The 24,513-nt window shown below is 70.9% G+C and carries 26 protein-coding genes; 15 read left to right on the top strand and 11 right to left on the bottom strand.

From position 1 onward, the window contains the following. Positions 1-17: 17 nt before the first annotated feature. The 6 genes from trmB to AA23TX_RS40320 form a co-directional block, all read right to left on the bottom strand. On the bottom strand, positions 18-713 hold the full coding sequence (gene trmB / locus AA23TX_RS40345) for a tRNA (guanosine(46)-N7)-methyltransferase TrmB (protein ID WP_155548216.1): 696 nt from the start codon (positions 711-713) through the stop codon (positions 18-20). A gap of 62 nt (positions 714-775) precedes the next feature. Then, the gene (locus AA23TX_RS40340; protein WP_196425919.1) at positions 776-1,327 is read right to left on the bottom strand and encodes a hypothetical protein; all 552 of its coding nucleotides are present in this window, start codon (positions 1,325-1,327) and stop codon (positions 776-778) included. Positions 1,328-1,505: 178 nt separating this feature from the next. Continuing rightward, positions 1,506-2,267: a hypothetical protein gene (locus tag AA23TX_RS40335; protein WP_155548215.1), complete on the bottom strand. Its 762-nt coding sequence runs from the start codon at positions 2,265-2,267 to the stop codon at positions 1,506-1,508. After that, a complete protein-coding gene (locus AA23TX_RS40330) occupies positions 2,264-3,187 on the bottom strand; it encodes an ABC transporter ATP-binding protein (protein WP_155548214.1) in 924 nt (307 codons plus the stop codon). Before AA23TX_RS40330 ends, AA23TX_RS40335 begins: the two co-directional genes overlap by 4 nt. Before the next feature lie 80 nt (positions 3,188-3,267). Further along, positions 3,268-4,017, bottom strand: a complete 750-nt coding sequence (locus AA23TX_RS40325) for an ABC transporter permease (RefSeq protein ID WP_155548213.1) — start codon at positions 4,015-4,017, stop codon at positions 3,268-3,270. Positions 4,018-4,034: 17 nt separating this feature from the next. After that, positions 4,035-4,973 carry an ABC transporter ATP-binding protein gene (locus AA23TX_RS40320; protein ID WP_155548212.1) on the bottom strand — a complete coding sequence of 313 codons (939 nt, stop codon included), beginning with the start codon at positions 4,971-4,973 and terminating at the stop codon, positions 4,035-4,037. A 197-nt stretch (positions 4,974-5,170) separates the two neighbouring features. Here AA23TX_RS40320 and AA23TX_RS40315 point away from each other — a divergent pair, with 197 nt between their 5' ends. Further along, positions 5,171-5,758: a TetR/AcrR family transcriptional regulator gene (locus tag AA23TX_RS40315; protein WP_155548211.1), complete on the top strand. Its 588-nt coding sequence runs from the start codon at positions 5,171-5,173 to the stop codon at positions 5,756-5,758. Further along, the gene (locus AA23TX_RS40310; protein ID WP_155548210.1) at positions 5,755-6,666 is read left to right on the top strand and encodes an SDR family NAD(P)-dependent oxidoreductase; all 912 of its coding nucleotides are present in this window, start codon (positions 5,755-5,757) and stop codon (positions 6,664-6,666) included. Before AA23TX_RS40315 ends, AA23TX_RS40310 begins: the two co-directional genes overlap by 4 nt. A gap of 3 nt (positions 6,667-6,669) precedes the next feature. Here the strand turns inward: AA23TX_RS40310 and AA23TX_RS40305 are convergent, their stop codons facing one another. Together AA23TX_RS40305 and AA23TX_RS40300 are read right to left on the bottom strand one after the other, a co-directional pair. Beyond that, positions 6,670-7,326 carry a response regulator gene (locus AA23TX_RS40305; RefSeq protein WP_155548209.1) on the bottom strand — a complete coding sequence of 219 codons (657 nt, stop codon included), beginning with the start codon at positions 7,324-7,326 and terminating at the stop codon, positions 6,670-6,672. Further along, positions 7,323-8,495 (bottom strand): sensor histidine kinase, encoded by a 1,173-nt coding sequence (locus AA23TX_RS40300; protein ID WP_439328813.1) that lies wholly within the window; start codon positions 8,493-8,495, stop codon positions 7,323-7,325. The genes AA23TX_RS40305 and AA23TX_RS40300 overlap by 4 nt, the downstream gene beginning before the upstream one ends. Before the next feature lie 188 nt (positions 8,496-8,683). On the opposite strand from AA23TX_RS40300, the gene AA23TX_RS40295 reads away from it, so the two are divergent. The 13 genes from AA23TX_RS40295 (at position 8,684) to AA23TX_RS40235 (ending at position 21,672) form a co-directional block, all read left to right on the top strand. Further along, on the top strand, positions 8,684-10,192 hold the full coding sequence (locus AA23TX_RS40295; RefSeq protein WP_196425918.1) for a dynamin family protein: 1,509 nt from the start codon (positions 8,684-8,686) through the stop codon (positions 10,190-10,192). Positions 10,193-10,252: 60 nt separating this feature from the next. After that, positions 10,253-10,900, top strand: a complete 648-nt coding sequence (locus tag AA23TX_RS40290) for a hypothetical protein (protein ID WP_155548207.1) — start codon at positions 10,253-10,255, stop codon at positions 10,898-10,900. 45 nt (positions 10,901-10,945) lie between these two features. Continuing rightward, positions 10,946-11,425, top strand: coding sequence for a YqeB family protein (locus AA23TX_RS40285; RefSeq protein ID WP_155548206.1), 480 nt, complete (start codon positions 10,946-10,948; stop codon positions 11,423-11,425). Next, on the top strand, positions 11,422-12,036 hold the full coding sequence (locus tag AA23TX_RS40280; RefSeq protein ID WP_155548205.1) for a TetR/AcrR family transcriptional regulator: 615 nt from the start codon (positions 11,422-11,424) through the stop codon (positions 12,034-12,036). The genes AA23TX_RS40285 and AA23TX_RS40280 overlap by 4 nt, the downstream gene beginning before the upstream one ends. 48 nt (positions 12,037-12,084) lie before the next feature. Continuing rightward, a complete protein-coding gene (gene grpE, locus AA23TX_RS40275; protein WP_196425804.1) occupies positions 12,085-12,564 on the top strand; it encodes a nucleotide exchange factor GrpE in 480 nt (159 codons plus the stop codon). Then, positions 12,561-14,399, top strand: a complete 1,839-nt coding sequence (locus AA23TX_RS40270) for a dynamin family protein (protein ID WP_155548204.1) — start codon at positions 12,561-12,563, stop codon at positions 14,397-14,399. Before grpE ends, AA23TX_RS40270 begins: the two co-directional genes overlap by 4 nt. A 104-nt stretch (positions 14,400-14,503) precedes the next feature. Beyond that, positions 14,504-15,214 (top strand): hypothetical protein, encoded by a 711-nt coding sequence (locus AA23TX_RS40265; RefSeq protein ID WP_155548203.1) that lies wholly within the window; start codon positions 14,504-14,506, stop codon positions 15,212-15,214. Between the two features lie 350 nt (positions 15,215-15,564). Continuing rightward, complete coding sequence (locus AA23TX_RS40260) at positions 15,565-17,385, top strand: phosphoenolpyruvate carboxykinase (GTP) (protein ID WP_155548202.1); 1,821 nt, start codon at positions 15,565-15,567, stop codon at positions 17,383-17,385. Between the two features lie 70 nt (positions 17,386-17,455). After that, positions 17,456-18,298, top strand: coding sequence for a TIGR03621 family F420-dependent LLM class oxidoreductase (locus AA23TX_RS40255; RefSeq protein ID WP_155548201.1), 843 nt, complete (start codon positions 17,456-17,458; stop codon positions 18,296-18,298). 13 nt (positions 18,299-18,311) lie between these two features. Next, positions 18,312-19,187, top strand: a complete 876-nt coding sequence (locus AA23TX_RS40250) for an LLM class F420-dependent oxidoreductase (RefSeq protein ID WP_155548200.1) — start codon at positions 18,312-18,314, stop codon at positions 19,185-19,187. Beyond that, positions 19,184-19,789 carry an ABC transporter ATP-binding protein gene (locus tag AA23TX_RS40245; protein WP_155548199.1) on the top strand — a complete coding sequence of 202 codons (606 nt, stop codon included), beginning with the start codon at positions 19,184-19,186 and terminating at the stop codon, positions 19,787-19,789. The genes AA23TX_RS40250 and AA23TX_RS40245 overlap by 4 nt, the downstream gene beginning before the upstream one ends. Next, positions 19,783-21,063 carry a hypothetical protein gene (locus AA23TX_RS40240; RefSeq protein WP_155548198.1) on the top strand — a complete coding sequence of 427 codons (1,281 nt, stop codon included), beginning with the start codon at positions 19,783-19,785 and terminating at the stop codon, positions 21,061-21,063. Before AA23TX_RS40245 ends, AA23TX_RS40240 begins: the two co-directional genes overlap by 7 nt. A 30-nt stretch (positions 21,064-21,093) precedes the next feature. Beyond that, positions 21,094-21,672 (top strand): EndoU domain-containing protein, encoded by a 579-nt coding sequence (locus tag AA23TX_RS40235; protein WP_155548197.1) that lies wholly within the window; start codon positions 21,094-21,096, stop codon positions 21,670-21,672. On the opposite strand, the gene AA23TX_RS40230 is transcribed toward AA23TX_RS40235, so the two are convergent. The 3 genes from AA23TX_RS40230 to AA23TX_RS40220 form a co-directional block, all read right to left on the bottom strand. Further along, positions 21,669-22,490 (bottom strand): GNAT family N-acetyltransferase, encoded by an 822-nt coding sequence (locus AA23TX_RS40230; RefSeq protein WP_155548196.1) that lies wholly within the window; start codon positions 22,488-22,490, stop codon positions 21,669-21,671. The genes AA23TX_RS40235 and AA23TX_RS40230 overlap by 4 nt on opposite strands. Positions 22,491-22,500: 10 nt before the next feature. Next, on the bottom strand, positions 22,501-22,773 hold the full coding sequence (locus tag AA23TX_RS40225; protein ID WP_155548195.1) for a helix-turn-helix domain-containing protein: 273 nt from the start codon (positions 22,771-22,773) through the stop codon (positions 22,501-22,503). 116 nt (positions 22,774-22,889) lie between these two features. Then, positions 22,890-24,509 carry an alpha/beta hydrolase gene (locus AA23TX_RS40220; protein WP_155548194.1) on the bottom strand — a complete coding sequence of 540 codons (1,620 nt, stop codon included), beginning with the start codon at positions 24,507-24,509 and terminating at the stop codon, positions 22,890-22,892. Positions 24,510-24,513: the final 4 nt, after the last annotated feature.

Genomic DNA, 24,513 nt, shown 5'->3' with positions numbered 1-24,513 from the left:
GGTCCCCTTCAGCGTTTCTAGCGCTTCTCGAAGATGAGGTCGTGCGAGACGCGGCCTTCGACGTCCGCGCGCTGCTCGAACTTCGTCACCGGCCGCCACTCCGGCCGCGGCGCCCAGCCGTCGTACCGGTTCTTCAACGCGGGTTCGGCGGAGCAGACCTCGAGCATCTGCTCGGCGTAGTTCTCCCAGTCGGTCGCCATGTGGAAGGTGCCGCCGGGCGCGAGCCGCGACGCCACGAGCGCGGCGAACGACGGCGACACGATCCGCCGCTTGTGGTGCTTCTTCTTCGGCCACGGGTCCGGGAAGAACAGCCGGACACCGTGCAGCGTCCCCGGCTCGACGTGCTCGGTCAGCAGGACGACGGCGTCGCCGTGCAGCAGCCGCAGGTTCTCGACGCCCAGCTTTTCGGCGCGCAGCATCAGCTGCCCCAAGCCGGGGTCGTAGACCTCGACCGCGACGTAGTTCAGCTCCGGTGCCGCCGCGGCCAGCTGCGACGTCGTCTCGCCCATGCCGGAGCCGATCTCGATCAGCACCGGCGCCTCGCGGCCGAACCACGCGGCGAAGTCCAGTTTCCCGTCGGGCAGCTCACCGACGGTGCGGCCCACTGCCGGCCACAGCTCGTCCCACGCGCGTTGCTGCCCGACGGTCATCCGGCCGCCGCGCTTCACGTAGCTGACGACGCTGCGCAGCCGGGGTTGGTCCTCGTTCTCCACCCATGGAATGTAGCCGGGCGCGCCGCGCCTCCGTTGAGGGTGGTGGCGGGGGCATGGATGGATTAACGAACGGCTTCGATCTCCCCGAGACGAGACCGCAGCCCGGCCAGCCCGGCGATCGCGATCGGGTCCGGCGTCGCCCCGGTGTGGGCGGGCAGGACGTCTATCCAGCCGGTGTGCCGGTCGGTGTTCATCACCGTCGTGGGAATCGCGTGTCCCGATTTCCCGCGTTCGGACGGCATGAACTCCCAGTAGCCGGATTCGCCGTCCGCGGCCCACGGGACGAATTCCCAGCCCGGCCGCCTGCCGAGCAGCTGCGCGATGCGGTCCTCGACGCGGAAACCCTGTTCCCGCGAATCGAGGGTGCCGTCGGCCACCGCCCGCAGCCACCACGGCGCGGGAATCTGCCCCGCCATCCCGGCCGAGGCGCGGAACAGGGCCAGGACGCGGTCTTCGGGCGCGCGGTGCACCCACGCCCGGCGGAGTTCGGCGGGCGTCGCCGCCGCCAGTGCGGTCTGCGGGAGGTCGATCGCCCGCGACCATTCGAGGTCCAGCATGGGTTCGAGCCGGGGCGCGTCGTCTTCGACGCGGGCTCGGGGAATCGTGCCACCCAATTCTTGCCCGGTGTCCACCGTCAAGATTCACCTCCAGGGGGGAGTTCAGACGGTTCCGGTGCGCTCTCTTACGAATATTGCCTGGTCATAGCATTATGTCCGGTGCCTGTGAGAGAAGCCACAGGCTCTTCATCTTCTCTTAACGCAGTTTTTTGCAGTAATGAGATGCCGGTCACGCTCAGGCGTCGCGCTTCGCCGTGACGAGCACCCCGGCCACGAACAGTGCAACGCAGATCGCCGCGAAGTAACCGAGGTAGCCCCACGGCCCGAGCGGGGCCGCCGGCAGCTGCAACGCGCCCGCGCCCAGCCCGCCGGCGCCGACGAACTGGTCGGCCGCGTGGAACGGCATCCACTGGTAGATGTGCTTGCCGGCGCCGGGGATGAAGACCACCACGGCTTCGAGCACCTGCGTCCACACGAGCACCGCGGTCAGCGCGAAGGCGACGCTGCGCAGCAGCAGGGCGACGCCGACGCCGGCCACCGCGGCGAGCAGGAAGACCAGGCTCTGCCCGAGCACCGAGCGCCACTCCGCGCCGGAGTGCAGCGCGAGGTCGGCGTCCGGGTTCACCAGCGTCGCCAGGCCCCACGAGCCGAAGCCGACGAGCAGCCCGAGCCCGGCGCCGACCGCGCCGACGACCACGACCTTCGCCAGCAGCGCGGGCACCCGGCTCGGCACGGCCTGGAACGTCAGCCGCATCGTGCCCCAGTTGAACTCCGCCGCCGTCGCGAGGATCGCGAGGACGACCAGCACGGTCCGGCCGTTGCCGCTCGCGAGCTGGGTGTTGCCGACGGTCGGCGGGATCTCCGGCCCGGCCAGCGCGAAGAACAGCGCGGTGAAGCCGAGCGGCGCGGCGAGTGCGAGCGCCAGGCACCACCACGGCGCCCGGGTGCTGAACAGCTTGATGCGCTCGGCGCGCAGCAGGTTCGTGGCGGTGGTCATCGGGCGGCCTCCGAGGGAGACGTGGCAGGCATCGCGAACTCGACGGCTTCGCGGGTGAGGTCGAGGTAGGCCTGCTCGAGCGAGCCGGTGATCGGGCTCAGCTCGTGCAGCGTCGCCCCGGCTTCGAAGGCGAGCTGCCCGATCCGGTCACTGTCCAACCCGGACACGACGAAGGTGCCGTCGGTCTCGGTGAACTCCGCCTGCCCGGTCAGCGCGGCCCGCAGCTCGTCCGGGTGTGGGGTGCGCACGCGGACCCCGTGTTCACTCGTCTGCGCGATGAAGTCGTCCATGGTGCCCTGGTAGATCAGCCGGCCCCGGCCGATCACGACCAGGTCCTGCGCGGTCTGCGCCATCTCGGGCAGCAGGTGGCTGGAGACGAACACCGTCCGGCCCTCGGCGGCCAGCGCGTGCAGCAGCCGCCGGATCCAGGCCATGCCCTCGGGGTCGAGGCCGTTCACCGGCTCGTCGAACAGGAGCACGCGCGGGTCGCCGAGCAGCGTGCAGGCGATCCCGAGCCGCTGCAGCATGCCGAGGGAGTACTGCCCGGCGCGGCGGCCGGCGGCGCTCGTCAGCCCGACCAGGGCGAGCACCTCGTCGACGCGCTTCTCGGGGAGGCCGTTGGTCGCGGCCAGCCAGCGGAGGTGGTCACGCCCGCTGCGGCCGGGGTGGCGCCAGGTGGCGTCCAGCATCGCGCCGACCGTCCTGAGTGGATCTTCCAGCTGCCGGTACGGGACGCCGTCGATGAGCGCCGTGCCCGCGTCGGGCGAGTCGAGGCCGAGGATCAGCCGCATGGTGGTGGACTTGCCGGCGCCGTTCGGGCCGAGGAAGCCGGTGACGCGCCCCGACCGCGCGGTGAACGTCAGCTCGTTGACCGCGGTGGTGGGGCCGTACCGCTTGGTCAGGGCGTTCGCTTCGATCACCCGGGGAGCCTATCGGCAAACGGGAACCCGGGTCGCCCCCCGACAGTGCGACCCGGATTCCCGTTTTCCCCTTTATCCCCCTAGGCGTCCCGCTTCTTCGCAACCCCGAGTGCGACGAGCAGGAACACGATCGCGATGCCGGCGAAGTACGCCAGCGCCCAGCCCGGGCTCAGCGGCGAGTCCGACGGCGGCGGGCCGTCGACGACCGCCGAGCCGCGCAGGAACTTGTTCGCCACGTTGAACGGCAGCCACTCGTGGATGGTGTGCCCGATCTTCGGGATCAGCTGCACCAGCTCTTCCACGGCCAAGTAGTAGATGAGCAGCAGTGCGATGGCCCCGGCGCTGTGCCGGATGAGGATCCCGAGCGCCACGGCGAGCACGGCGCTGATGGCGAACACCGGGCCGAGGCCCGCGACGTTCATCCAGTCCTGCGACGTGTGCAGGCCGAGGTTGTCGTTCGGCCGCATCAGGATGCCGAGGCCCAGTGCGCCGAACGCGGCGAGCTCGCCGATGACCAGCGCGACCAGCGCCACGACGATCGCCTTGGCGACCAGCGCCGGCGAGCGGTGCGGCACGGCCTGGAACGTCGTGCGGATGGTGTTGAAGCGGTATTCGGTGGTCACCGCGAGCGCGGCGAGCACCATGACGACGGCGATGCCGAACTGGGTGCCGCCGAACAGCGTGGCGGACGTCGTGAGCTGGGAGTCGGCCGACGTCGCGCCGGCGATGATGGCGGCGAAGCCGATGGCCAGCACGAGCGTGATGAGGGCGCACCACCACGGCGAGCGGGTGGAGAACAGCTTGATGCGTTCTACCGCGAGCAGGTTCATGATCTTGGTTTCCCCGTTTACTTGGCGGACTCGAGCACGTGGTGCGCCTCGGCGTCGAGACCGGTGTGGTACTCGACGGAGTCGCCGGTGATCTGCATGAAGGCCTGTTCGAGCGAACCGGTCTGCGGGCTCAGCTCGTGCAGCACGATCCGGTTGGCAGCGGCGATCTCCCCGATCTTGTCGCTGTCCATCCCGGAGACCACGAGCGCGTTCGCTTCCTCCGCGATCCCGGCGCTGGCGCGCTGCAGGACCTCGCGCAGCTCGGCCAGCTGCGGCGAGCGCACCTTGACGGTGTTCTCCGCGGCGCGGGAGACGAATTCCTCGGTGGTGGACTGCGAGATCAGCTGCCCGCGGCCGATCACCACGAGGTTGCTCGCGGTCAGCGCCATCTCCGAAAGCAGGTGGCTCGACACGAAGACCGTGCGGCCTTCCTCGGCCAGCCGGTGCATGAACTTCCGGATCCAGAGGATGCCCTCCGGGTCGAGGCCGTTCACCGGCTCGTCGAACAACAGCACCTCGGGATCGCCCAGCAGGGCGGCCGCGATGCCGAGCCGCTGCGACATGCCGAGTGAGAACCCGCCGGCGCGCTTGCCGGCGACGCTCGTCAGGCCGACGGTGTCGAGCACCTCGTCGACGCGGCTGTTCGGGATGCGGTTGGACTTCGCCATCCACTGCAGGTGGGCGCGCGCCGAGCGGTTGGGGTGCACCCACTTCGCGTCGAGCAGCGCGCCGACCGTGCGCAGCGGTTCCTTGAGCTGGTGGTACTTCTTGCCCCCGATGGTGACCTGGCCCCCCGTGGGGTTGTCCAGGCCCAGGATCATGCGCATGGTGGTGGACTTGCCCGCCCCGTTCGGGCCGAGGAAGCCGGTGACCTGACCCGCGGCCACGGAGAACGACAGGTTGTTCACCGCCAGTGTCTTTCCGTACCGCTTGGTGAGGCCGGTTGCCTCGATCATGACTGCTCCTCTTCCGCCCCTCGCTTACGACGCGTTCATCGTCGCGGGTCGGAGCCGGTTCGCGCGTCACCCTGGAGACCGAACCGGGCCCCCTACCTGAGTAGTACCTTGCTGGCTCTTCGGCCGATGCGCGATCCGTGATGACCCTGAGACGACCCTGATTCGACGGCATTAATGAACTATGGTTCAATAACTGGGTGGCCCGGCCGAGGAGCATCACCGACGAGCGCTTGCTGAGTGCGGCGGAGACCGTGATCGGCCGCTGCGGCCCCGGTTTCACGCTCGCGCAGGTCGCTTCGGAGGCGGGGGTTTCGGTCGGCACGGTCGCGCAGCGGTTCGGCTCGAAGAGCGGCCTGCTGCAGGCGGTCAGCCGGCGCAACACCCAGCGGGCGGTCGAGCTGATGCGCGAGCGCGCCGAGCGGGCGGACGACCCGGTCGACGGCCTGCGCGCCGCCGCGGTGTCGGTCTACGAGGTGCTGGGTGACGCCGAAGAAGCGGCGAACCACCTGGGCCAGCTCGGCGTGGACATCGGCGACCCGGTGCTGCGGTCGCTGCTGGGCGAGCACTTCACGGCGGTCGAAGAAGAACTGCGACGGCTCGTGCGGGCGGCGGCCTCGTCGTTGCCGCACGCGCCGAGCGTGCCGCGCGCGGCACGGGTCGTGCTGGACGTGATCAACGGGGTGTCGATCGACTGGTCGATCCGGCCGCACGGGCGGCTGGCCGACCGGCTGGCGGAGGACGTCGACGCGGTGCTGTCCGCGTGGCGGGGACGGGAGGATTCATGAGCTTGCAGGGCAAGGTAGCCGTGGTCACGGGGGCGACCCGGGGCTGCGGACGCGCGATCGCTGTGGAGCTGGGCCGCGCGGGCGCGACGGTGTACGTCACCGGCCGCACGACGCGCGAAACGGCGTCACCGCTGAAGCGCCCGGAGACGATCGAAGAGACGGGCGAACTCGTCGAGGCAGCGGGTGGCGAGGCCGTGGTCGTCCGCTGCGACTTCACGTCGGTGTCCGATGTGGACGCCCTGAAGGCGCGCATCGAGTCCGAAGTGGACGGAATCGACATCCTGGTCGATGACGTCTGGGGCGGCGACATGTACTTCCACTTCGACGCGCCGTTCTGGGAGACGCCGCTGGAAGACGCGCTGAACCTGACGCACAACGCGCTCGACACGCACCTCATCGCGTTGCACAAGCTGCTGCCGCTGGTGGTCGCGCGTCGCGGCCTGGTGCTCGAGGTGACCGACGGCGACAACGACGACTACGTCGGCGCGGGTCTCCCCTACTACCTGGCCAAGTGCGGCATCCGCGCGCTCGGCCGGGCGCTGGGCGTGGAGCTGAAGAAGAACGACTGCGTCGGCCTCGCGGTGACGCCGGGCTTCCTGCGTTCGGAGTCGATGCTCGACCACTTCGAGGTGACCGAGGACGACTGGCGCGACGCCGTCGGCAAGCTCGCGCCGGTGGACTTCAAGATCTCCGAGACGCCGTACCTGCTCGCGCGCGGTGTCGCGGCGCTGGCGCAGGACCCGGACGTCGCGCGCTTCGCCGGGCAGACGCTGGCGTCGTGGACGCTGATGAAGGAGTACGGCTACACCGACGTCGACGGCGACCGCCCGGACTTCGGCCGCTGGCTCACCGAAGTCCGCAACGCGGGCAAGGACCCGCTGACGACCCCACCGGACGACTTCCGCTGAAGCTCAAGCCAAGCCGGGGCGCGCGAGACCGGTTTCGTAGGCCAGGACCACGGCCTGCACCCGGTCCCGCAGCTCCAGCTTCGCCAGGATCCGCCCGACGTGCGTCTTCACCGTCGCCTCCGACAGGAACAGCGTCTCGGCGATCTCCAGGTTCGACATGCCCTTGGCGATCAGCACGAGCACCTCGCGCTCGCGGTCGGTGAGCACGTCCAGCTCGGCGGTGTCCCGCATCGGCGCGCCGCCGGTGCCGACGAAGCGGTCGAGGAGACGGCGGGTCACCGAGGGCGACACCACCGCGTCGCCCGAAGCGACCGCTCGCAGGGCCGACACCAGGTGGCCGGGCTGGGTGTCCTTGAGCAGGAACCCGCTCGCCCCGCCCTGCAGCGCCGAATAGACGTACTCGTCGAGGTCGAACGTCGTCATCACCAGCACGCGCGCGGTGCCGGCGGCGACGATGCGCTTGGTCGCCTCGACGCCGTCGAGCACCGGCATGCGGACGTCCATCAGCACGACGTCGGGGCGCAGCTCCTCGGCCATCCGGATGGCCTGCGCGCCGTCGCCGGCCTCGCCGACCACGTCGATGTCGGCCTGCGCGCCCAGCACCATCCGGAACCCGACGCGCATCAGTTCCTGGTCGTCGACGACCACGACACGGATCACTTGTCCAACCTAACCGGCAGGGCCGCACGGACCTGCCACCCACCGCCCGGAGCCGGGCCCACGTCCAATGTCCCGCCGTACACGTGCGCGCGTTCGCGCATGCCGATCAAGCCGTTGCCGCCCGGCAGCCGTTGCGAAGAGCCGGCCGGCGTCAGCTGCGGGATGCGGCCCGCGCCGTCGTCGGACACCTGGACCTCCACCAGGTCGCCGGTGCGGTGCACCCGCACCGACGCGGTCGCGCCGCGGCCGGCGTGCTTGAGCGTGTTGGTCAGCGACTCCTGGACGATCCGGTAGATCCCCAGCGAGACGCCGGCGGGCAGGTCGCCGAGCTCGTTCGTCTCCAGCTCCACCGGCACCCCGGCGGTGCGCATCCGGTCGGCCAGCTCGGCGAGGGCGTGCGCGTCCGGCTGCGGGACGCGCGGCTCGCCGTCGGCGTCGTCGCTGCGGAGGACGTCGAGCAGGCGCCGCAGCTCGCCGAGCGCGCCGCGGCCGGTCTCGGAAATCGTTTGCAGGGCCCGTCGCGCGAGCTCGGGGTTGCTCTCGATCGCGTACGACGCGCCGTCGGCCTGCACCACCATGACGCTCACCGCGTGCGCGACGACGTCGTGCAGCTCGCGCGCGATCCGCCCGCGCTCCTCGGCCACCGCGATCCGGGTGGCCTGGTCCCGTTCGGTTTCGAGCAGGTGCAACCGGGCCTCCACTTCCACGTCGTAGGCGCGCCGGGCGCCGACGAACTCGCCGAGCGTCCAGCACAGGGCGATGCCGAACGCGAGGAACAGGATCGCGATGACGAGCTCGTCGTCGAGCGGCTCCAGTGCCAGCTGCACGGCCGACGAGACGATCACCGCCCCGACGAAGATCAGCCCCTGCCGGCGCCCGGCGTAGACGACGACCGAGTAGATGCTCATCGCCAGCCCGGCGGCGCTGCCGATGCCGAGCATCAGCGTCGCGTGCACGATGCTGATGACCAGCACGACGTAGGCCGACCACAGCGGCGACCGCCGCCGGAACACCAGCGGCGCGACCATCGCGATGTTGATCGGCACCGCCACGAACCAGGGCGGCAGCTCCGGCAGCTCGGCGAACTGGTCGGCGACGAACAGCAGAATGTCGACCAGGCCGAGCAGGACGGCCAGCACCGTGTCGCCCGCCATGGGGTGGGCACGCATCCAGAGGCTCAGCCGTCGCACCAGGCAACCCTAGGTCGCGGGGCGGAGAACGCGCGTCGGTCGCCGGTACCACCTTCGGTGCGACCTGCGGATGAGGTGCATGGCACGATTCAGGGGATGTCCGTACGACGGGAGGGCTGGGGGCCGTGACGTCACCGGAGCAGAGCCGGCTCGCCGGACCGCTGTCGATGTCGGTGGCCAACCTGTGCCACCGCCTGCAGTCGCAGGTCTCCGCGCGCACCGCGGCCGGCTTCGCCGAAGTGCTTCGCCGGCTCGGCGCGCCGCTGCAGGTGGCCGTGGCCGGGCGGATCAAGTCGGGCAAGTCGACGCTGGTCAACGCGCTGATCGGGCGCCGGGTCGCGCCCACCGACATCGGTGAGTGCACGCGGCTGGTGACCCGGTTCCAGTACGGCACGGTCGACCGCGTCGAGATCGTCTTCACCGACGGCCGCAAGCAGGTGCTCCCCTTCGCCGCCGACGGGATGATCCCGGCCGAGCTGGGCGTCGACATCGAGCAGGTGTCGCACATCGAGGCGTACCTGACCAACGCCGTCCTCCAGGGCATGACGGTGATCGACACCCCCGGCCTCGGTTCGCTCGACGCCGCTTCGGTGTCGCGGACCGAGCAGCTGCTGGGCGCCGCGAAGCACGCCAAGGACGACGAAGGCTCGGACGAGCTGGACGACACCTCGCGCAACGCCGTCGCCGGCGCCGAAGCCGTGCTCTACGTCGTCACCCAGGGCGTCCGCGCGGACGACCAGCAGGCCCTCGCCGCCTTCACCGCGGCCACCGCGAGCCGCGAGGCCGGGCCGGTCAACGCCATCGCCGTGCTGAACAAGGCCGACACCATCGCGCCGGAGTCCGTCGAAGGCGCCGACGGCGACATCTGGAAGGCCGCGACGATCCTCTCGGAGAAGCAGGCGTCGACGTTGAAGCCGCGCGTCGCCGACGTGCTGCCGGTGATCGGGCTGATCGCCGAGTCCGCGGAGTCGGGTGGGTTCACCTCCGCCGACGCCGAGGCGCTGCGGCAGCTCGCCGACCTCGACGACGACGTCCTGCAGACCATGCTGATCTCGGCCGACATCTTCACCAGCTGGGAGTGCGACGTCCCGTCCGGGACCCGGCTGCGGCTGCTGGAGAAGCTCGACCTGTTCGGCGTCTCGCACGCCGTCGAGGCCATCCGCAAGGAACCGGAGATCACGGCGGGCGCGCTGCGGCGCTCGCTGCTCGACGCGTCCGGGCTGGAAGCGGTGCGGCAGCGGCTGTCGATCGTGTTCGCCGCCCGCGCCGACGGCATCAAGGCGGCCGCGGCCCTGGCGTCGGTCACCGCGCTCGCGCACGCTTCCGGCGACCCGGGCGAACGCCAGCGCGTCCACGACGCCATCGAGGTGCTGCTCGCCAAGCCCGAAGCCCACCAGCTGCGGCTGCTCGAAGCGCTGACGCTGGTCGCGTCCGGCGCGGTCGACATGCCGGAGGACCTGTCCGAGGAGGTGCTGCGGGTGGGCAGCAACGCCGACATCGGGGCCCAGCTGGGCAAGCCGGGGGCGCCACGTCCGGAGCTGGCCGCGCACGCCCTCGAACGCGCGGGCTGGTGGCGGTCCTTCGCGTCCTTCGGTGCGACGCCCGCGCAGAGCCGCGTCGCGCACGTCGTGCACCGCGCGTACTTCTTGATGTGGCAGCAGGTCCGGGAAGCCTGAGGCTTGTTTCTGCTTGCCGACTTCCGCAGGTAGGCGCGGTTTTCCGCGTACTGTTGAACCGTGCGCCTAGAAAACACGACATCCTGGCGAGCCGGCTGGAGCAGCGAGAACGAGATCGACGTCGCGCTGTACATCCGTGACGCCCTGGCCCTGTCCGTTTCCGAAGGACAGGTGCTGCCGCCCGTGGAGCCGCAGGTCCCGGTGCACGTCCCGGCCGGAATCGACCGCGCGGCCGTCCAGGCGCAGTGGGCCGACTGGTGGGTCGACCTCCTCGCCTTCCTCCGCAACCGCGAAGACCCGGACCCGCGCAGCCCGCGTTCCCGCTACGGCAGGCCCGCGCTCGCGCAGGGTTCGGCGATGCGGCAGGCGCTCGACATCTTCGGCCCGGCCGCGGCCCGGCACTTCGCCAACGCGCGCGGGCCCGCCCTGCGCGGCGCGGGCGAGCCGTCGGGCGGCACGCCGTGGGCGCCCGGCTTCTACCGGCGCCAGATCGTGGCCGGCGAGCGGCTCGGCCAGCTGGTGCGCGAGGCCGAGGTGCGGCTGGGGCGCCGCGCGTACCCGTTCCGGCTGAACGTCATCGAGATCTCCGTCGCCGGGTCGATCTGGCTGCGCACGGCCGACGACCAGCTGCTCGTTTCGTCCCGGCTCGCCGAGGACGGCCCGGGCCTCGAGGCCGTGCTCCGCGGGGTCATCGACGAGCTGGTCTGAGCCTCGGCTTTCGTAAACCGAGCACGCGGTCTAATAATAGGTGGCATGGAGACGACCGTCGACGAGCCGTCGTGGCTGCGCACCGCGTCCTGGGTCGGCTGCCCGCTGGCCGGCGGCGCGCTCGGGGTCGGCGTGTGGGCCATCGCCGCGTGGGTCAGCGGCCTCGACGCCTTCCCGTTCCAGGGCGTGTTCAAGGTGCTCACGAAGCTGCCGCAGCCGTGGGCGACGCTCGCCGCGGTCGCCGGCGGGCTGGTGCTCGGCCTGGTCTTCGCCGTGGTCTGGGCGGTCGAGCGCCTGGTCGTCACGGTGTCGCCGACCCGCGTCACGCTGGTGCGCGGCGACAAGACCCGACGCATCGAGGCCGACCTCGAAGCCGTCTACCTCGACGGCAAGGAGCTCGTCCTGCGCACGACCGACGGCCGGGAGATCGTCCGCGAGAAGACCGACCTGCGCAACCACGAGCTGGCGCCCGCCTTCGCCGAGCACGGCTACCCCTGGCGCGACGAGCCGCCGGTCGAGCGATGAGGACGGTCGACCCGGCCAAGCACGCGGCCAAGCGCGCGTCGATCGTCGACGCGGCCGCCGGCTGCTTCGCCGAGAAGGGCTTCGAGCGGACGACGACGGCGGACATCTGCCGGGCCGCGGGCATCAGCTCCGGCAGCCTCTTCCACTACTTCCCCACCAAGCGCGCGATCTTCACGGCGATCTTCACCGACGACGCCGCCGCGACGGCTGCACGCCTCGAAACCGCGGCGAAGGCCGAAGACCCGTGGGCCGCGCTGCTCGACGTCGTCACCGACCTGGCCGGCCAGGTCGCGCACCCCGCCGTCGTCCGGCTGGTCCTGGAAGCCGCGGCGCAGGCCGCCCGTGACGACGAGTTCGCCGAACTGGTCCGGCGCAACGACGGCGCCCTCCGCGACGGCTTGGCCGTGCTGGTCGGGCGGGCCGCCGAGGCCGGGCTGATCGACCCCGGCGTCGCCCCGCGCGCGGCCGCCGGCTGGGTCGCCGGGCTGATCGACGCGATGATTTCACGGGCCAGTCTGGACCCGGACCTCGATCTGCCCGCGGAACAGGCGGTCCTCCGGACGATCCTGGTCCGGTTCCTTCGTCCCGTTTCGCCCCCGGATGGCGCTTGAGTGCTCCAAACTGGTGGAATCTGGCGGGACCGGGACGGGGTGGTGCGCATGGCGTGGTTTCGCAAGGACGGATCCGTCGATCCCGACGACACCCCCACCGGCCAGATCGCCGCGGTGAGCATCGCCCGGATCGTCGAAGAGGCCGACGCGGAGAAGGGAACCGACGCTGCCGCGACAGCGTCGGAAACCGATGTGCACCCCTTGCAGCAGGTCGCCGTGACCGACCTCGAGCGTGCCCTCGCCGACCGGCACGCGCTGATCCAGATGTGCCTGTACGCGCTGGACCGCGCCCGCAGCGGCGGCGTCGTCGAACGCCTCGAAGAAGGCCTCGCCGCCATCGGCGTCCAGGCCCTGCGGCCCGACGGCGAGCGGTTCGACCCGGCCCGTCACGAAGCCGGCGGCGCGATCCCCACCGAAGACCCGGCGCTCGACGGCGTCGTCGCCGAAACCGAGGTCACCGGGTTCGCCGACCACGATCGCCTGCTGCGCGCCCCGATCGTCACCGTCTACGCGAAGAAGACCCCGTGAGCGCACCCACCGCGCCGAGCCTGCCCGCGCAGGTCGCGGCGGCGCGAGACCAGCTGATGACCGTCGTGCGTGACGCCGACCCGGCCGCCGCCAAGTGGGTCGACGCCGTCCGGCGGGCGCGGCCGAAGAAGCCGGCCGTCGTGGTCGTCGGCGAGACGAACCGCGGGAAGAGCTCCCTGGTCAACGCGCTGCTCGCGATGCCGGGACTGTCCCCTGTGGACGCCGATGTCGCCACCGCGACCTACCTCGTGTTCGACCACGCCGACGCGTGGGGCGCCCAGGCCTGCTACCCCGGCCAGCTCGCGTCCGTCCCGATCGACCTCGGCCAGCTGATCAACTGGGTCTCCGCCGCGCACGAGCTGCCGCCCGGCCAGATCCCGCCGCGGTACGTCGAGGTCACCGGTCCCGTGCCGCTGCTCGAACGGCTTTCGCTGGTCGACACCCCGGGGGTCGGCGGCCTCGACTCGATGCACGGCGAGCTGGCCAAGGAAGCCGCCGCGGGCGCGACCGCGCTGCTGTTCGTCGTCGACGCGTCGGCGCCGTTCACCTCCACCGAGCTGCAGTTCCTGCGCGACGTCGGCGAGCGCGTCGAGACCGTGGTGTTCGCACTGACCAAGGTGGACATGTTCCGCGGCTGGCGCGAGGTCATGGAGGCCGACCGGCAGCTGCTGCGCGAGCACGCGCCGCGCTTCGCCGACTCGGTGTTCCACCCGGTGTCGGCGCGGATGTTCGAGACCGCGTCGAAGGCGCCCAACGAGCAGATGGCCGCGATGCTGCGGGAGAAGTCCGGCGTCGCCGCGGTGCAGACGGCGCTGCAGGAGCTGCTCGTCGGCCGCTCGGCGATGCTCGGCGAAGCGAACACGCTGCGTGCCCTCTCCAGCGCACTCGGCGAGCTGAAGGCGAAACTGCAGGCCGAGAGCCGGGCGCTGTCCGCGGGCGAGGCCGAAGCCGAAGTCCTCCGCGAACGCCGTGACCAGCTGCAGGCCGAACGCCGGACGTCGACCCGCGGCTGGCAGCTGAAGCTGCGCGGCGAGGTGCAGCGCACACGCGTCGAGGTCCTGCACGAAAGCAGCAGGCAGATGCGGGACGCGCAGACCCACTTCCGCCAGCTGATCGACGCGGCGAAGCGTGACGAGCTGGCCGCGTTGCCGCAGCAGGTCGACATCGCGCTGCAGACGACGTCGCAGCGGATCTCGATGCTGCTCTCCCAACGCCTGAACCAGGTCACCAACGTCTCGCTGTCGGAGCTGTTCTCCGCCGAGGAGCTCGACGTCATCCGCGCGCAGTTCGCCCGAGCGGGCGGGCCGCCGGTGGTGCTGCGGCCGCCGGACAAGAAGCCGCCGACGGCCGAGGACAAGCTGCTCGTCTTCATGGGCATCTCCGGCGGCGTCGGCGCCGGCAAGGTGGCCGCGCTGCCGCTGGCCGGCGTCGCGATCCTCAACCCCGTCGTGCTGCCCGCGACGATCATCATCGGCCTCGGTGCCGGCTGGTGGATGGCCCGCACGCGCAAGCACGCCGCCGACAAGCAGCACATGAAGCAGTGGCTGGTCGAGGCCATCGCGGACGCCCGCTCGACGCTCGACCAGCTCGTCGCGGAGCAGCTCATCGAGGCCGAGCAGCAGCTGTCGATGGCCCTGGACGAAGCCTTGGGCCGGCGCATCGACGCGATCGAGGCCGAGCTTAAGGAAGTCGACAAGACGATCAAGATGGGCGCCCAGGAACGCGCCAAGAAGATCGCGATCGTCTCGAAGCGGCTCAAAGAGGTCAGCGACGGCCGTGAGCGGGCCGAAGCCTTCCTGACGCGGATCCGGGCACTGCGGGACAAGACGGCCTGACCACCCGTCCGGTTGTGGAGCGGAACCGAACGGGCCTACGGTGAGTCATACCCTCCGACAGCAGGTCAGAGACGGCGTTACCCGGTTCAAAGGGGGCAGTTCCCATGTGGGTCGACGAGAGCGGCGGCAGCGACACCGGTGCCAGCGGCAGCGAGGCGATGACCGTCCACGTCGACGGCCAGGAGTACCAGGCCGAGGTCAACTACGACGTGAACGACGACGGCGTCAACGACACCGCGATCGTCGAGCACGACGACGGCACCGCCCAGGCCTTCATCGACACGAACCACGATGGTGAAGCCGACCAGTACGCCGTGCTGGACGAGAACGGGAAGGTCGTCGAGCAGGCCGTCTACGACGAGGCCAGCGGCGAATGGGTCGAGGCCTCCGGGGGCGGCCACGACGACTCCGGCACGAGCGGCCACGACGACAGCTCCGGCGGCCACATCCACGCGGACATGCCGGACGGCGAGGTCGACGCGGGCGCCGCGACGATCGACACCGACCACGACGGACACAACGACACCGCCATCGTCGAGACGAAGAGCGGCGGCACGATCGCCTTCACCGACAAGGACGGCGACGGCGAAGCCGACATCGCGGTGCAGACCGACGCGGACGGCACGACCACGACGTTCGAGCACAGCGGACCCGGCCAGTGGACCGAGGTCAACAGTGGACTGATGGACTCGGGCAGCGGCGAGCAGCTCGGCGACCCGGCCGACGACGCGGCGTGGGGCGCGGCCGGCACGCAGACCCTGGAAGGCGTCGCGCGCATCGACTCCGGCACCGGGCAGTGGATCTCGCCCAACTGAAAAGTAACCCAGGTCACAGTTTGAAAGCCCGAGGCTCCGGCCTCGGGCTTTCTTCATGTCGCAAATGAAAACGAGCAGGTCACGGGTGTGATCGCGCCCACCGCAAGATTTACTGCGAATGCACCGATCCGGTGACGTCTGAATCGATTCCCTTATCGTTCTTGTGAGAGAACGTACACGTCAGCTATCGGTTACCTGCCGGTCATGCGGCTACTCTCGAAGAATCCCAAATCACCGCACACCGGTTCGCCAGCCGGTGTGCGAAGCCATTCGGTCGCCGGCAACGAAGCCCGCATCGGAACACCGACGTTCCGAGCGGGCTCATTTGTCGTCGGAAGTCAGGAGTAGAGATGACCGCAGTCGCCATCCCCGGACTGGACACCGCGCCGACGACGCACAGTGGCGTGCTGTCCTTCGTCCGGGAGGTCGCCGAGCTGACCACCCCGGACCGCGTGGTGTGGGTCGACGGGTCTGACGAAGAAGCCGCCCGGATCAACCAGGAGCTGGTCGAGGCTGGCACGTTCGTGCAGCTCAAGTCGAAGCCCAACTCCTTCTGGGCCACTTCCGACCCCAACGACGTCGCCCGCGTCGAAGACCGCACCTTCATCTGCTCGGAGCGTCCCGAGGACGCCGGTCCCACCAACAACTGGATGGACCCGGCCGAGATGAAGGCCACCATGACCGAGCTCTTCCGGGGCTCGATGCGCGGCCGCACGATGTACGTCATCCCCTTCTGCATGGGTCCCCTCGCCGACGAGAATCCCAAGCTGGGTATCGAAATCACCGATTTCGCCTACGTTGTCGCCTCGATGCGCGTGATGACCCGCGCGGGCAAGGCGGCCCTCGACAAGTTCGTCGCGCCGGATGGCAGCGAGCGTGAATTCGTGCCCGCGCTCCACTCCGTGGGTGCGCCGCTCGAGCCGGGCCAGAAGGACAGTTCCTGGCCCTGCAACACGACGAAGTACATTTCGCACTTCCCGGAGGAGCGCGCGATCTGGAGCTACGGCTCGGGTTACGGCGGCAACTCCCTGCTGGGCAAGAAGTGCTACTCGCTGCGCATCGCTTCGGTGATGGCCCGCGACGAGGGCTGGCTCGCCGAGCACATGCTGATCCTCAAGCTGATCTCGCCCGAGGACAAGGTCCACTACGTCGCGGCCGCGTTCCCGAGCGCCTGCGGCAAGACGAACCTCGCGATGCTGCAGCCGACCATCCCGGGCTGGCGCGCCGAGACCCTCGGTGACGACATCGCCTGGATGCGCTTCGGCGAGGACGGCCGCCTGTACGCGGTCAACCCCGAGTTCGGCTTCTTCGGCGTCGCGCCGGGCACCGACTGGCACACCAACCCGAACGCGATGCGCACGATCGAGAAGGGCAACACGGTCTTCACGAACGTCGCCCTGACCGACGACGGCGACATCTGGTGGGAGGGCATGGAGAACAAGCCCGCCCACGCGACGTCGTGGAAGGGGCAGGACTGGACGCCGGACTCCGACGAGAAGGCCGCCCACCCGAACTCGCGCTACTGCACGCCGATGTCGCAGTGCCCGATCCTCGCCGACGAGTGGGACGACCCGAAGGGCGTGCCGATCTCGGCGATCCTGTTCGGTGGCCGCCGCAAGACGACGGTGCCGCTGGTGAACGAGGCCCGCGACTGGCAGCACGGCGTGTTCATGGGCGCCACCATGTCGTCGGAGACCACGGCGGCCGCGGCCGGCGCGGTCGGCAACGTGCGCCGCGACCCGATGGCGATGCTGCCGTTCCTCGGCTACCACGCCGGTGACTACTTCAAGCACTGGCTGAACCTGGGCAAGAACGCCGACGCGAACAAGCTGCCGAAGATCTTCTACGTCAACTGGTTCCGCCGTGGCGACGACGGCCGGTTCCTGTGGCCGGGCTTCGGCGAGAACTCGCGGATCCTCAAGTGGGTCGTCGAGCGCGTCGAGGGCAAGGGCAACGCCGTCGAGACGCCGGTCGGCTTCGTGCCGCGGGCCGAGGACCTCGACACCGAGGGCCTGACCGAGCCGATCGAGGACATCCAGGCCGCCCTGGACGTCAAGCCCGAGGAGTGGCGCGAGGAGCTGCCGCTCATCGAGGAGTGGTTCCAGAAGATCGGCGAGGTCCCGACCTCGCTGCGTGACGAGCTCGACGCGCTGGCCCAGCGCCTGAGCTGAGCTTCGTGACCGAGAAGGGGACGTCCGTCGGGACGTCCCCTTCTCCGCGTCCGCGGGTAGGTTCGCGACCATGAGACCGTTCCGCTTCGGGGTGGCGTTGTACGTGCCCGGCTCGCGAGCCGAGTGGGTGGAGAAGTGCCGCAAGGCCGAGGACCTCGGCTACGACGTCGTCGGCGTGGTCGACCACCTCGGACGGGTCGCGCCGGTGCCCGCCCTGCTCCTCGCCGCCGAGGCGACCGAGCGGATCCGGCTGAACACCTACGTCCTCAACGCGAGCTTCCACAACCCGGTGCTGCTGGCCCGCGACCTCGCCGGGCTCGACGACTTCACCGGCGGTCGCCTCGAGATCGGGATCGGCGCCGGGTACGTCCGCGCGGAGTTCGAAGCCGCCGGGATCGACTGGGGCACGCCCGGCCGCCGGTTCACCCGGGTCGTCGACGTGGTCACCGAAATCGAGCGCGCGTTCACCGGCCGCCCGCGGCCGCCGCTGCTGCTCGGCGGCCGGGGCGACCGGATGCTGACCTTCGCCGCCGCGCACGCCGACACCATCGCCCTCACCGGTACGGCGCCCGGCGCGTCCGAGGGGAGGCTCGCCCTCGCTGGTGCCGCCGCGCTGGCCGAGCGCGCCGGCTTCGTCAAGCGGGTGCTCGGCGGCCGGGACGCCGAGCTGAACCTGATGGTCCACTTCGTCCGGATCACCGACGACCGGCGGGCGGCCCTGGAGACGGCACACCGGCTCGTGCCGCACCTCGGCGTCGATGAGCTCGGCGCGCTGGCCACGGTCCTCGCCGGCTCGGCGGAAGCCGTGGCCGAGCAGGTGCTGCGCACCCGCGAGACCCTCGGCGTCAGCTACTTCACGGTGCTCGAAGACGACCTGACCAGGCTCGCCCCGGTGATCGAAAAGCTCCGGTGAGTACGTTGTCGGTATGACTGGGGAATTCCGCTTCGGCGTCAACATGGTCGTGCCGGACAGCCGTGCCGCGTGGGTCGAGAAGTGCCGGAAGGTCGAGGATCTCGGCTACGACGTGCTGTCCGCGGCCGACCACCTCGGGATGGCGCCGCCGTTTCCGGCGCTCGTGCTCGCCGGTGAGGTCACTTCGCGCGTCAAGCTGAACACCTTCGTGCTCAACGCGCCCTTCTACAACCCGGTGCTGCTCGCGCGCGACGTCACCGGCACCGACCAGTTCACCGAAGGCCGGCTGGAGCTGGGGCTGGGCGCCGGGTACGTCAAGGAGGAGTTCGAAGCGGCCGGGATGCCGTTCCCGTCCGCGCGCGAGCGCGTCGACCACCTCGAGCGGACGATCCTCGAACTCAAGCGGCTGTACGCCGATCCCGAGCACAAGCCGGCGCCGGTGCGCCCGGAAGGGCCGCCGTTGCTGCTGGCCGGGCGCGGCGACCGGATCCTGACCCTCGCGGCCGAGCACGCCGACATCATCGGTTTCACCGGCACCGCGAAGTTCCCGGACGGCGGTGCCCCGATCCCGGCGAGCGCCGAAGACATCGAGGAGCGCGTCGAGTTCGTCCGGTCGAAGCTCGGTGGTCGCGAAGCCGAGTTCAACCTGCTCTGCCACTTCGTGAACATCACCGACGATCGCGCGGGGGCGCTAGAAGAGCTGGCGAAGCTGACGCAGGGCGTGCTGAGCGTCGAGCAGCTCGCCGAGCTGCCGACCGCGCTGATCGGCTCGCCCACGGAGGTCGCCGAGCAGCTCCACGCGCACCGCGAGCGGCTCGGCCTGACCTACTACACCGTCCTGGAGCCGAACATGGAGCAGTTCGCCCCGGTGCTCGAAGCACTCCGATGATCGACGCGAAGGGCATCGGCGTCCGGGCCGGCGACCTGTGGCTGTTCGACGACCTCGACTTCTCCGTCGACCCCGGCGAGTGCGCCGCGATCGTCGGGCCCAACGGCGTCGGCAAGTCGACCCTGATGCGCTGCTTCTACGGCATGCAGAAGCCGCAGCGGGGCCGCGTGCTCGTGGCCGGCAAGGTGCCGGACGAGCGGGACGTCGAGTTCCGCCGCAAGGTGTCCGTGCTGTTCGACGACTCCGACTTCTTCGCCGAGCTGACGCCGTTGCAGCACCTCGAACTCTTGTCCGGCTCCTTCGGGGCGGACCTCGGTGACCACGAGGAGCTGCTGCGCGACGCGGGCCTGGGCGAGCGCATGCGTGTGACGTCCGGGCACTTCTCCGCGGGCCAGCGGCGCCGGCTGCTGCTCCTCGGCGTCACCGCCCGCCCGCACCGGGTGCTGCTGCTCGACGAGCCGGAGCGCGCGCTCGACACCGCGGGCAAGGAGTGGCTGGTCGAGGTGATCGCCCGGTCGACGGCGGCCGGCGCGGCGGTCGTGGTGGCCACGCACCACCCGCCGCTGCTCGAAGCCGCGGACAGCGTCCTAGAACTGTGGTGACGCTGGCGCCGCGACGGATGCGGATCCCGGGTCGCAAGCGGTTCGGCGGGATCTTCAGCGGCGACACCGCGTCGTTCGTCTTCCTGTTCGGCTTCGGGTTCCTCTTCACCGCGTTCTTCCACGTCGACGCCTGGCGCCAGGCCGTCTACGGCTCGTCCCACGTGGACTTCCCGGCCGTGCTCGGCCTCCTCACGCTCTGCTGCGCGGTCGGCTGGCGCGGCCTGCTGCGCCGCGGGTTCGTGTGGGTCGAGCCGGCGGAGCTGACCTGGCTCGACTTCGCGCCGGTGGACCGCGGCCGCGTCGTCACGCTGCGGCTGCTCGGCGCCTGGACCGGCGCGGTGGCGGTGACCGGCTACCTGGCCGCGCTGATGCTCGCCGTCGGCGGGGCCGGGCTCGACCAGTGGCGTGCGGGTATCGCCGTCGTCGCCGCGACCGCGGTGGTCGCGTTCGCGTCGGCGCGGCGGACGGCGCTGCAGTTCGACGCGTTCGGCCCGCTGGCGCTCGCGGTGCTCGGCCTGGCGATCGCCGCGCTCGGCCTCGGTCCGGTGACCGTCCAGTTCGTCGCGGCCGGCGTGCTGGTCGCGGCGCTGCCGCTGGCGTTCGGCGGCGAGCCGGTGCCGCGCGCGGGCCGGTCCGCGCTGCTCGCCGGGTGGGACGGCCGGGTGCTGCGCTCGGTCGCCGTCACCTTCCTCGACCCGATGATGCTGCTCCCGCCGTCCGCGCCGAGCGGGCGGATCTCCGTGCGCCGGCCGACGCCGCTGCGGCTGGCCTGGGCGGGCACGCTCGGCCGGTCGCGCTACGCGGGCGCGGCGGTGCTGGTCGGCTTCGCGGTGGTCGTCGCGCACATCGCGCTGCCGACGATGCCGGGCGCGGTCCTGGCCGGCCTCGGCGCGTACGTGGCGCTGACGCCGTTCGGCGCCGGGCTCGGCGAACTGTGGCGCAACCCGGGCCGCCGCCGCTGGCTGGGGTCGTCGAACCGCGAGCTGGTGCTCGCGCACGGCCTGGTGCTCGCCGGCCCCGGCCTGGTCTGGGCGGGTGTGCTGGCCGTCGTGTCGTTCGCGGCCGGGACGTCGTTCGCGTTGCCGGCGTGGCTGGCCGTGCCGCTGGCGGTGCTGTCGATCCTGCGCACGGTCACGCGGACGGCCGTCGACTACGCCAACCCGGGCTTCGTCGACACCCCGATGGGGCCGATGCCCGCCAACCTGACCCGGCAGCTCTTCCGGGGTCCGGACCTGCTCGTCATCGGGATCGTGGTGCTGTCGGCCGCCATTTGACCTACGCTCGTTGCGACGAAGGGAGCACCCGTGGGTGGCGGACACGCACCGGGCGTCGGGCGGAGGGCGACCAGCGAGTTCCCGCCCGGCTGGAGCAACGAGCACATCATCTCGGTGGTCAAGGACGTCGCGAACGACCCGAGCGAAGCCCGGTGGCAGCAGCTGAACGGCCGCTGGCGCTGCGCGGGCGAGCGGTTCAACGTCCACGTGATCGTGCTGGTCGAGGAGAACGGACACGTCCACACGGCGTACCCGGTGGCGGGCCCGGGAGTGATCCGCAACCCCGACGCGGCCCGCGACCCGGCGAACCCGACCGTGGCGGACCTGGCGGAAAACCGGATCAGCTTCTTCGCCGACAGCGTGCTGACCAGCGTCGCGGATCGCCTGTCCCCGGAGCAGTACACGCACTACCGGACGCTGCTGTGGTCCGGCGAGTGGGAGGAGCTGGCCGACGTCCTGGCGGCCCACGCGGTCAAGGTCGGGTTCGGGTTTTCGGCGGACGAGTTCTCCGACTTCGAAAAGCTGCTCAACAGCTACGACCTCCCGGTCGCGGGGTGCGCGTTCCTCAACGACCGCGAGCACATCCTGAACCGGCTGCGCCCGGTCTAGGCGAAGTCGTACCCGCTGAAGCCGGCGATCGGGACGTAGCCGATGCGCCGGTACAGGGCGTTGCTGGTGACGTTGGCGGGGTCGGTGTAGAGCACCACGTCCGTCGCGCCCGCGGCCAGCGCGGCCCGGCTCACCGCGACCGTCACGGCGCCCGCGTACCCGCGTCCGCGGAACCGGTCGGGGGTGTAGACGGGGTCGACCCGGACCATCCCCGCCAGCATCGGCGTCGAGCCCGCCATGGCGACGGGGGTCTCGGTCGCCCAGAAGGTGAAGTCCTTGCCGGCGAAGTTCGAGGCGGCCCAGGCGCGCTCGTCCGCGACGGGTGCCTGCCCGACCGCGGCGGCGAACTCGCCGCACCAGCGGACGACCTCCGCGTGGTCCCGCCCGGCCACGGCGTGCCCTTCGGGCATCGGGTCCGGCGGGATGAGCGTGCCGAGCCGGTGGAGCCGGACCCGCACGCCGGGCACCGCCGCCGCGCCGGTGTGCCGTCCCCACGCCTCGGCGAAAGCGGCGGCGGTGTCGTCTTCCGCGGTCACGCCGCACAACGGGTGGTCGAGCTCGGTCAGCTGCTCAGCGAGGGCGTCGGCCTGCTCGGCCGAGATCGCGGTGACGATCAGACGCTGCGACGGACGGCGGTAGAAGATCGCCGTGACCTCGCCCTCCTGCTCCAAGTGGCCGAAGAGGGTGCCCTTCTCCTCGTCCGTCCGCAGCTTCTCGAGCCGGGTCAGCTGGGAGGTGTGCAGGGCGGGGCGCGAGCGCAGGAAGTCCCCGGTCCGGGTGAGGAAGCCGTCGACGTCCTCGGTGAGGTGCCAGTGCATGCCCGGGAAGCTAGCTCGCCTGGGACAGCGGTGGCGACCCCGCCGGCGTGACCGCCGCCCGCAGCTCTTCCAGCGGCAGCCCGACGGCGTCCGCGATGGCGGCGACCGTGAAGAAAGCCGGCGTGGGGATCCGCCCGGTCTCGATCTTCCGGAGCGTCTCGACCGAGATCCCGGCCTCGCCCGCGACGTCGACCATGCTCCGGCCGGCCCGCGCCGTCCGCAGCGCCTGGCCGAGGCGTTCGCCCCGTTCGCGCTCTTCGTCCGTCAGCGGCACCCGCACCATGGGCGTGATTCTAGTACCACCCGAGTTGTCCACTGCCTGTGGACAACTCTGTGCACAGGTGTGGAAAAGGCCCCGCCGGACCGAAGTCCGACGGGGCCCCACTAGCCCTTGTGGTGTCAGGCGCCCGGAGGCACCGGAAGTGCCACACCCGGCAGGCTCTGGTCGTTCGGCACGACGCCGTCGACCAGGTAGGCCTCCACGACCTTGTCCACACCCGCGTTGCCGCCGGCGTAGATCCCGTGGTCACCCTCGCCGGTGATCGTCAGCATCCGCGAACCCGCGAAGGCCTTGTGCGCGCGCCGCGCGCCCTCGATCGGCGTCGCCGGGTCGTGCTCCGACTCGACGATCAGCACCGGCGGGACACCCTTGCCGTCCAGCACCGGGAGCGGCGCCGGGGTCTTCTTCCAGAACAGGCACGGCTGGATGAACCAGCCGGCACCCAGGAGCGGCAGCTGCTTGTCGATCAGCTTCTGCGAGTCCTTGATGGCGCTGTTCACCGTGCCGGTCCACGGACCCTCGTTGCAGGGGATGGTCCAGAACGACGCGTCGTAGGCGTCACCGTCGGTCGGCACCATCAGCGGCTGCGCGCCGGAGGTGTCGGTGCTCTTGTCGGCGGCCTTGACCTTCTGCGCGGCCGAGGACTTCGCCTGCGCCGACGCGGTGCCCTGGGTCAGCGTGCGGACGCTGACCAGGTAGTCCGCCAGGCCCGGGAAGGAGCGCTTCGAGTAGATCGAAGACGCGATGAAGGCGTCCAGGCCGTTGGCCGACACGCTCGAACCGTCGGGCAGGGTGACCGCGCCCTGGGTCAGGACGTAGCGGACCTGCTCGTAGGTCTGGCGGGCCGCCTCGCCGCTGGTGCCGAAGTGGTAGAGCTTGTCGTACTTCGCCATCCACGGGAGGAAGTCCTGCCGCCAGCGGCGCTCGAAGCCGAGCGGCTGCCAGTCGAACGACTTCTGCCAGGTCGTGGTGAACTCCGTCGAGGAGTCGAGCACGAACCGGCCGGTGCGCGTGGGGTAGGCCTGGGCGTAGTGCGCGCCCATCCAGGTGCCCGCCGAGTAGCCGACCCAGTTGATCTTGTCGCGGCCGAGCAGCACGCGCAGCAGGTCGATGTCCTTGACCGTCTGGTCGGTGTTGATCAGCGGGCCCAGCTCTCCGGACTTCTGCTGGCAGGACAGCGCCGCGTACTTCGTCGCCGCGACGACGAGGTTCAGGTTCTGGCGGTCGCGGTCACGCGGGTCCAGGTCCGAGCCGGTGCCGATGGCCCCGCCGCACGTGATGTTCGTGCTCTTGCCGGTACCGCGCGGGTCGAACCCGACGATCTCCTGGTGCTCCCGCAGCTTCGGCTGGTTGCGCAGCCGGGCCGGGAAGTTGCGGCCGGGCGCACCCGGGCCGCCCGGGTTGGTGACGACGCTGGCCGTCGCGTCCTTGGTCGCCTTCAGCCGGCTGACCGCGATGGTCAGGTCGATCTGGGCGTTCGCCTGGTACCAGTTGCGCGGCGTCTTGTAGGTCGCGCACTCCATGTCCTCGGCGCCCGCGGGCGGGGCCGTCGGCAGTTCGGCGGGGACGGCGCACTTGTGCCAGTCCAGCTTCTGGTTCGCGTACTGCTGCGGGATGTTCGTGGAGTTCAGCGGCTGCTTGCCGGCCGCGGCCTCCTGGCCTGCGAACGCCGGCGTGAACCCGGCCAGCAGGGTGCCGGCGATCGCCGGGATCACCACCGCGTAGCGGAGTCGTGTCATACGG

The organism is Amycolatopsis camponoti (assembly GCF_902497555.1).
GTDB classification, from domain to species: domain Bacteria; phylum Actinomycetota; class Actinomycetes; order Mycobacteriales; family Pseudonocardiaceae; genus Amycolatopsis; species Amycolatopsis camponoti.
The sequence above is the reverse complement of the archived record's forward strand: the minus strand, read 5'-3'. Positions and strand labels throughout refer to the sequence as shown.

Coding starts and splice junctions, on each gene's coding strand:
- AA23TX_RS40230 (WP_155548196.1), bottom strand. CDS start 22,490: ATGCACTGGCACCTCACCGAGGACGTCGACGGCTTCCTCACCCGGACC.
- AA23TX_RS40220 (WP_155548194.1), bottom strand. CDS start 24,509: ATGACACGACTCCGCTACGCGGTGGTGATCCCGGCGATCGCCGGCACC.
- AA23TX_RS40245 (WP_155548199.1), top strand. CDS start 19,184: ATGATCGACGCGAAGGGCATCGGCGTCCGGGCCGGCGACCTGTGGCTG.
- AA23TX_RS40265 (WP_155548203.1), top strand. CDS start 14,504: ATGTGGGTCGACGAGAGCGGCGGCAGCGACACCGGTGCCAGCGGCAGC.
- AA23TX_RS40335 (WP_155548215.1), bottom strand. CDS start 2,267: ATGACCACCGCCACGAACCTGCTGCGCGCCGAGCGCATCAAGCTGTTC.
- AA23TX_RS40285 (WP_155548206.1), top strand. CDS start 10,946: ATGGAGACGACCGTCGACGAGCCGTCGTGGCTGCGCACCGCGTCCTGG.
- AA23TX_RS40310 (WP_155548210.1), top strand. CDS start 5,755: ATGAGCTTGCAGGGCAAGGTAGCCGTGGTCACGGGGGCGACCCGGGGC.
- AA23TX_RS40280 (WP_155548205.1), top strand. CDS start 11,422: ATGAGGACGGTCGACCCGGCCAAGCACGCGGCCAAGCGCGCGTCGATC.
- AA23TX_RS40300 (WP_439328813.1), bottom strand. CDS start 8,495: ATGCGTGCCCACCCCATGGCGGGCGACACGGTGCTGGCCGTCCTGCTC.
- AA23TX_RS40295 (WP_196425918.1), top strand. CDS start 8,684: ATGTCGGTGGCCAACCTGTGCCACCGCCTGCAGTCGCAGGTCTCCGCG.
- AA23TX_RS40325 (WP_155548213.1), bottom strand. CDS start 4,017: ATGAACCTGCTCGCGGTAGAACGCATCAAGCTGTTCTCCACCCGCTCG.
- AA23TX_RS40255 (WP_155548201.1), top strand. CDS start 17,456: ATGAGACCGTTCCGCTTCGGGGTGGCGTTGTACGTGCCCGGCTCGCGA.
- AA23TX_RS40320 (WP_155548212.1), bottom strand. CDS start 4,973: ATGATCGAGGCAACCGGCCTCACCAAGCGGTACGGAAAGACACTGGCG.
- grpE (WP_196425804.1), top strand. CDS start 12,085: ATGGCGTGGTTTCGCAAGGACGGATCCGTCGATCCCGACGACACCCCC.
- AA23TX_RS40260 (WP_155548202.1), top strand. CDS start 15,565: ATGACCGCAGTCGCCATCCCCGGACTGGACACCGCGCCGACGACGCAC.
- AA23TX_RS40225 (WP_155548195.1), bottom strand. CDS start 22,773: ATGGTGCGGGTGCCGCTGACGGACGAAGAGCGCGAACGGGGCGAACGC.
- AA23TX_RS40250 (WP_155548200.1), top strand. CDS start 18,312: ATGACTGGGGAATTCCGCTTCGGCGTCAACATGGTCGTGCCGGACAGC.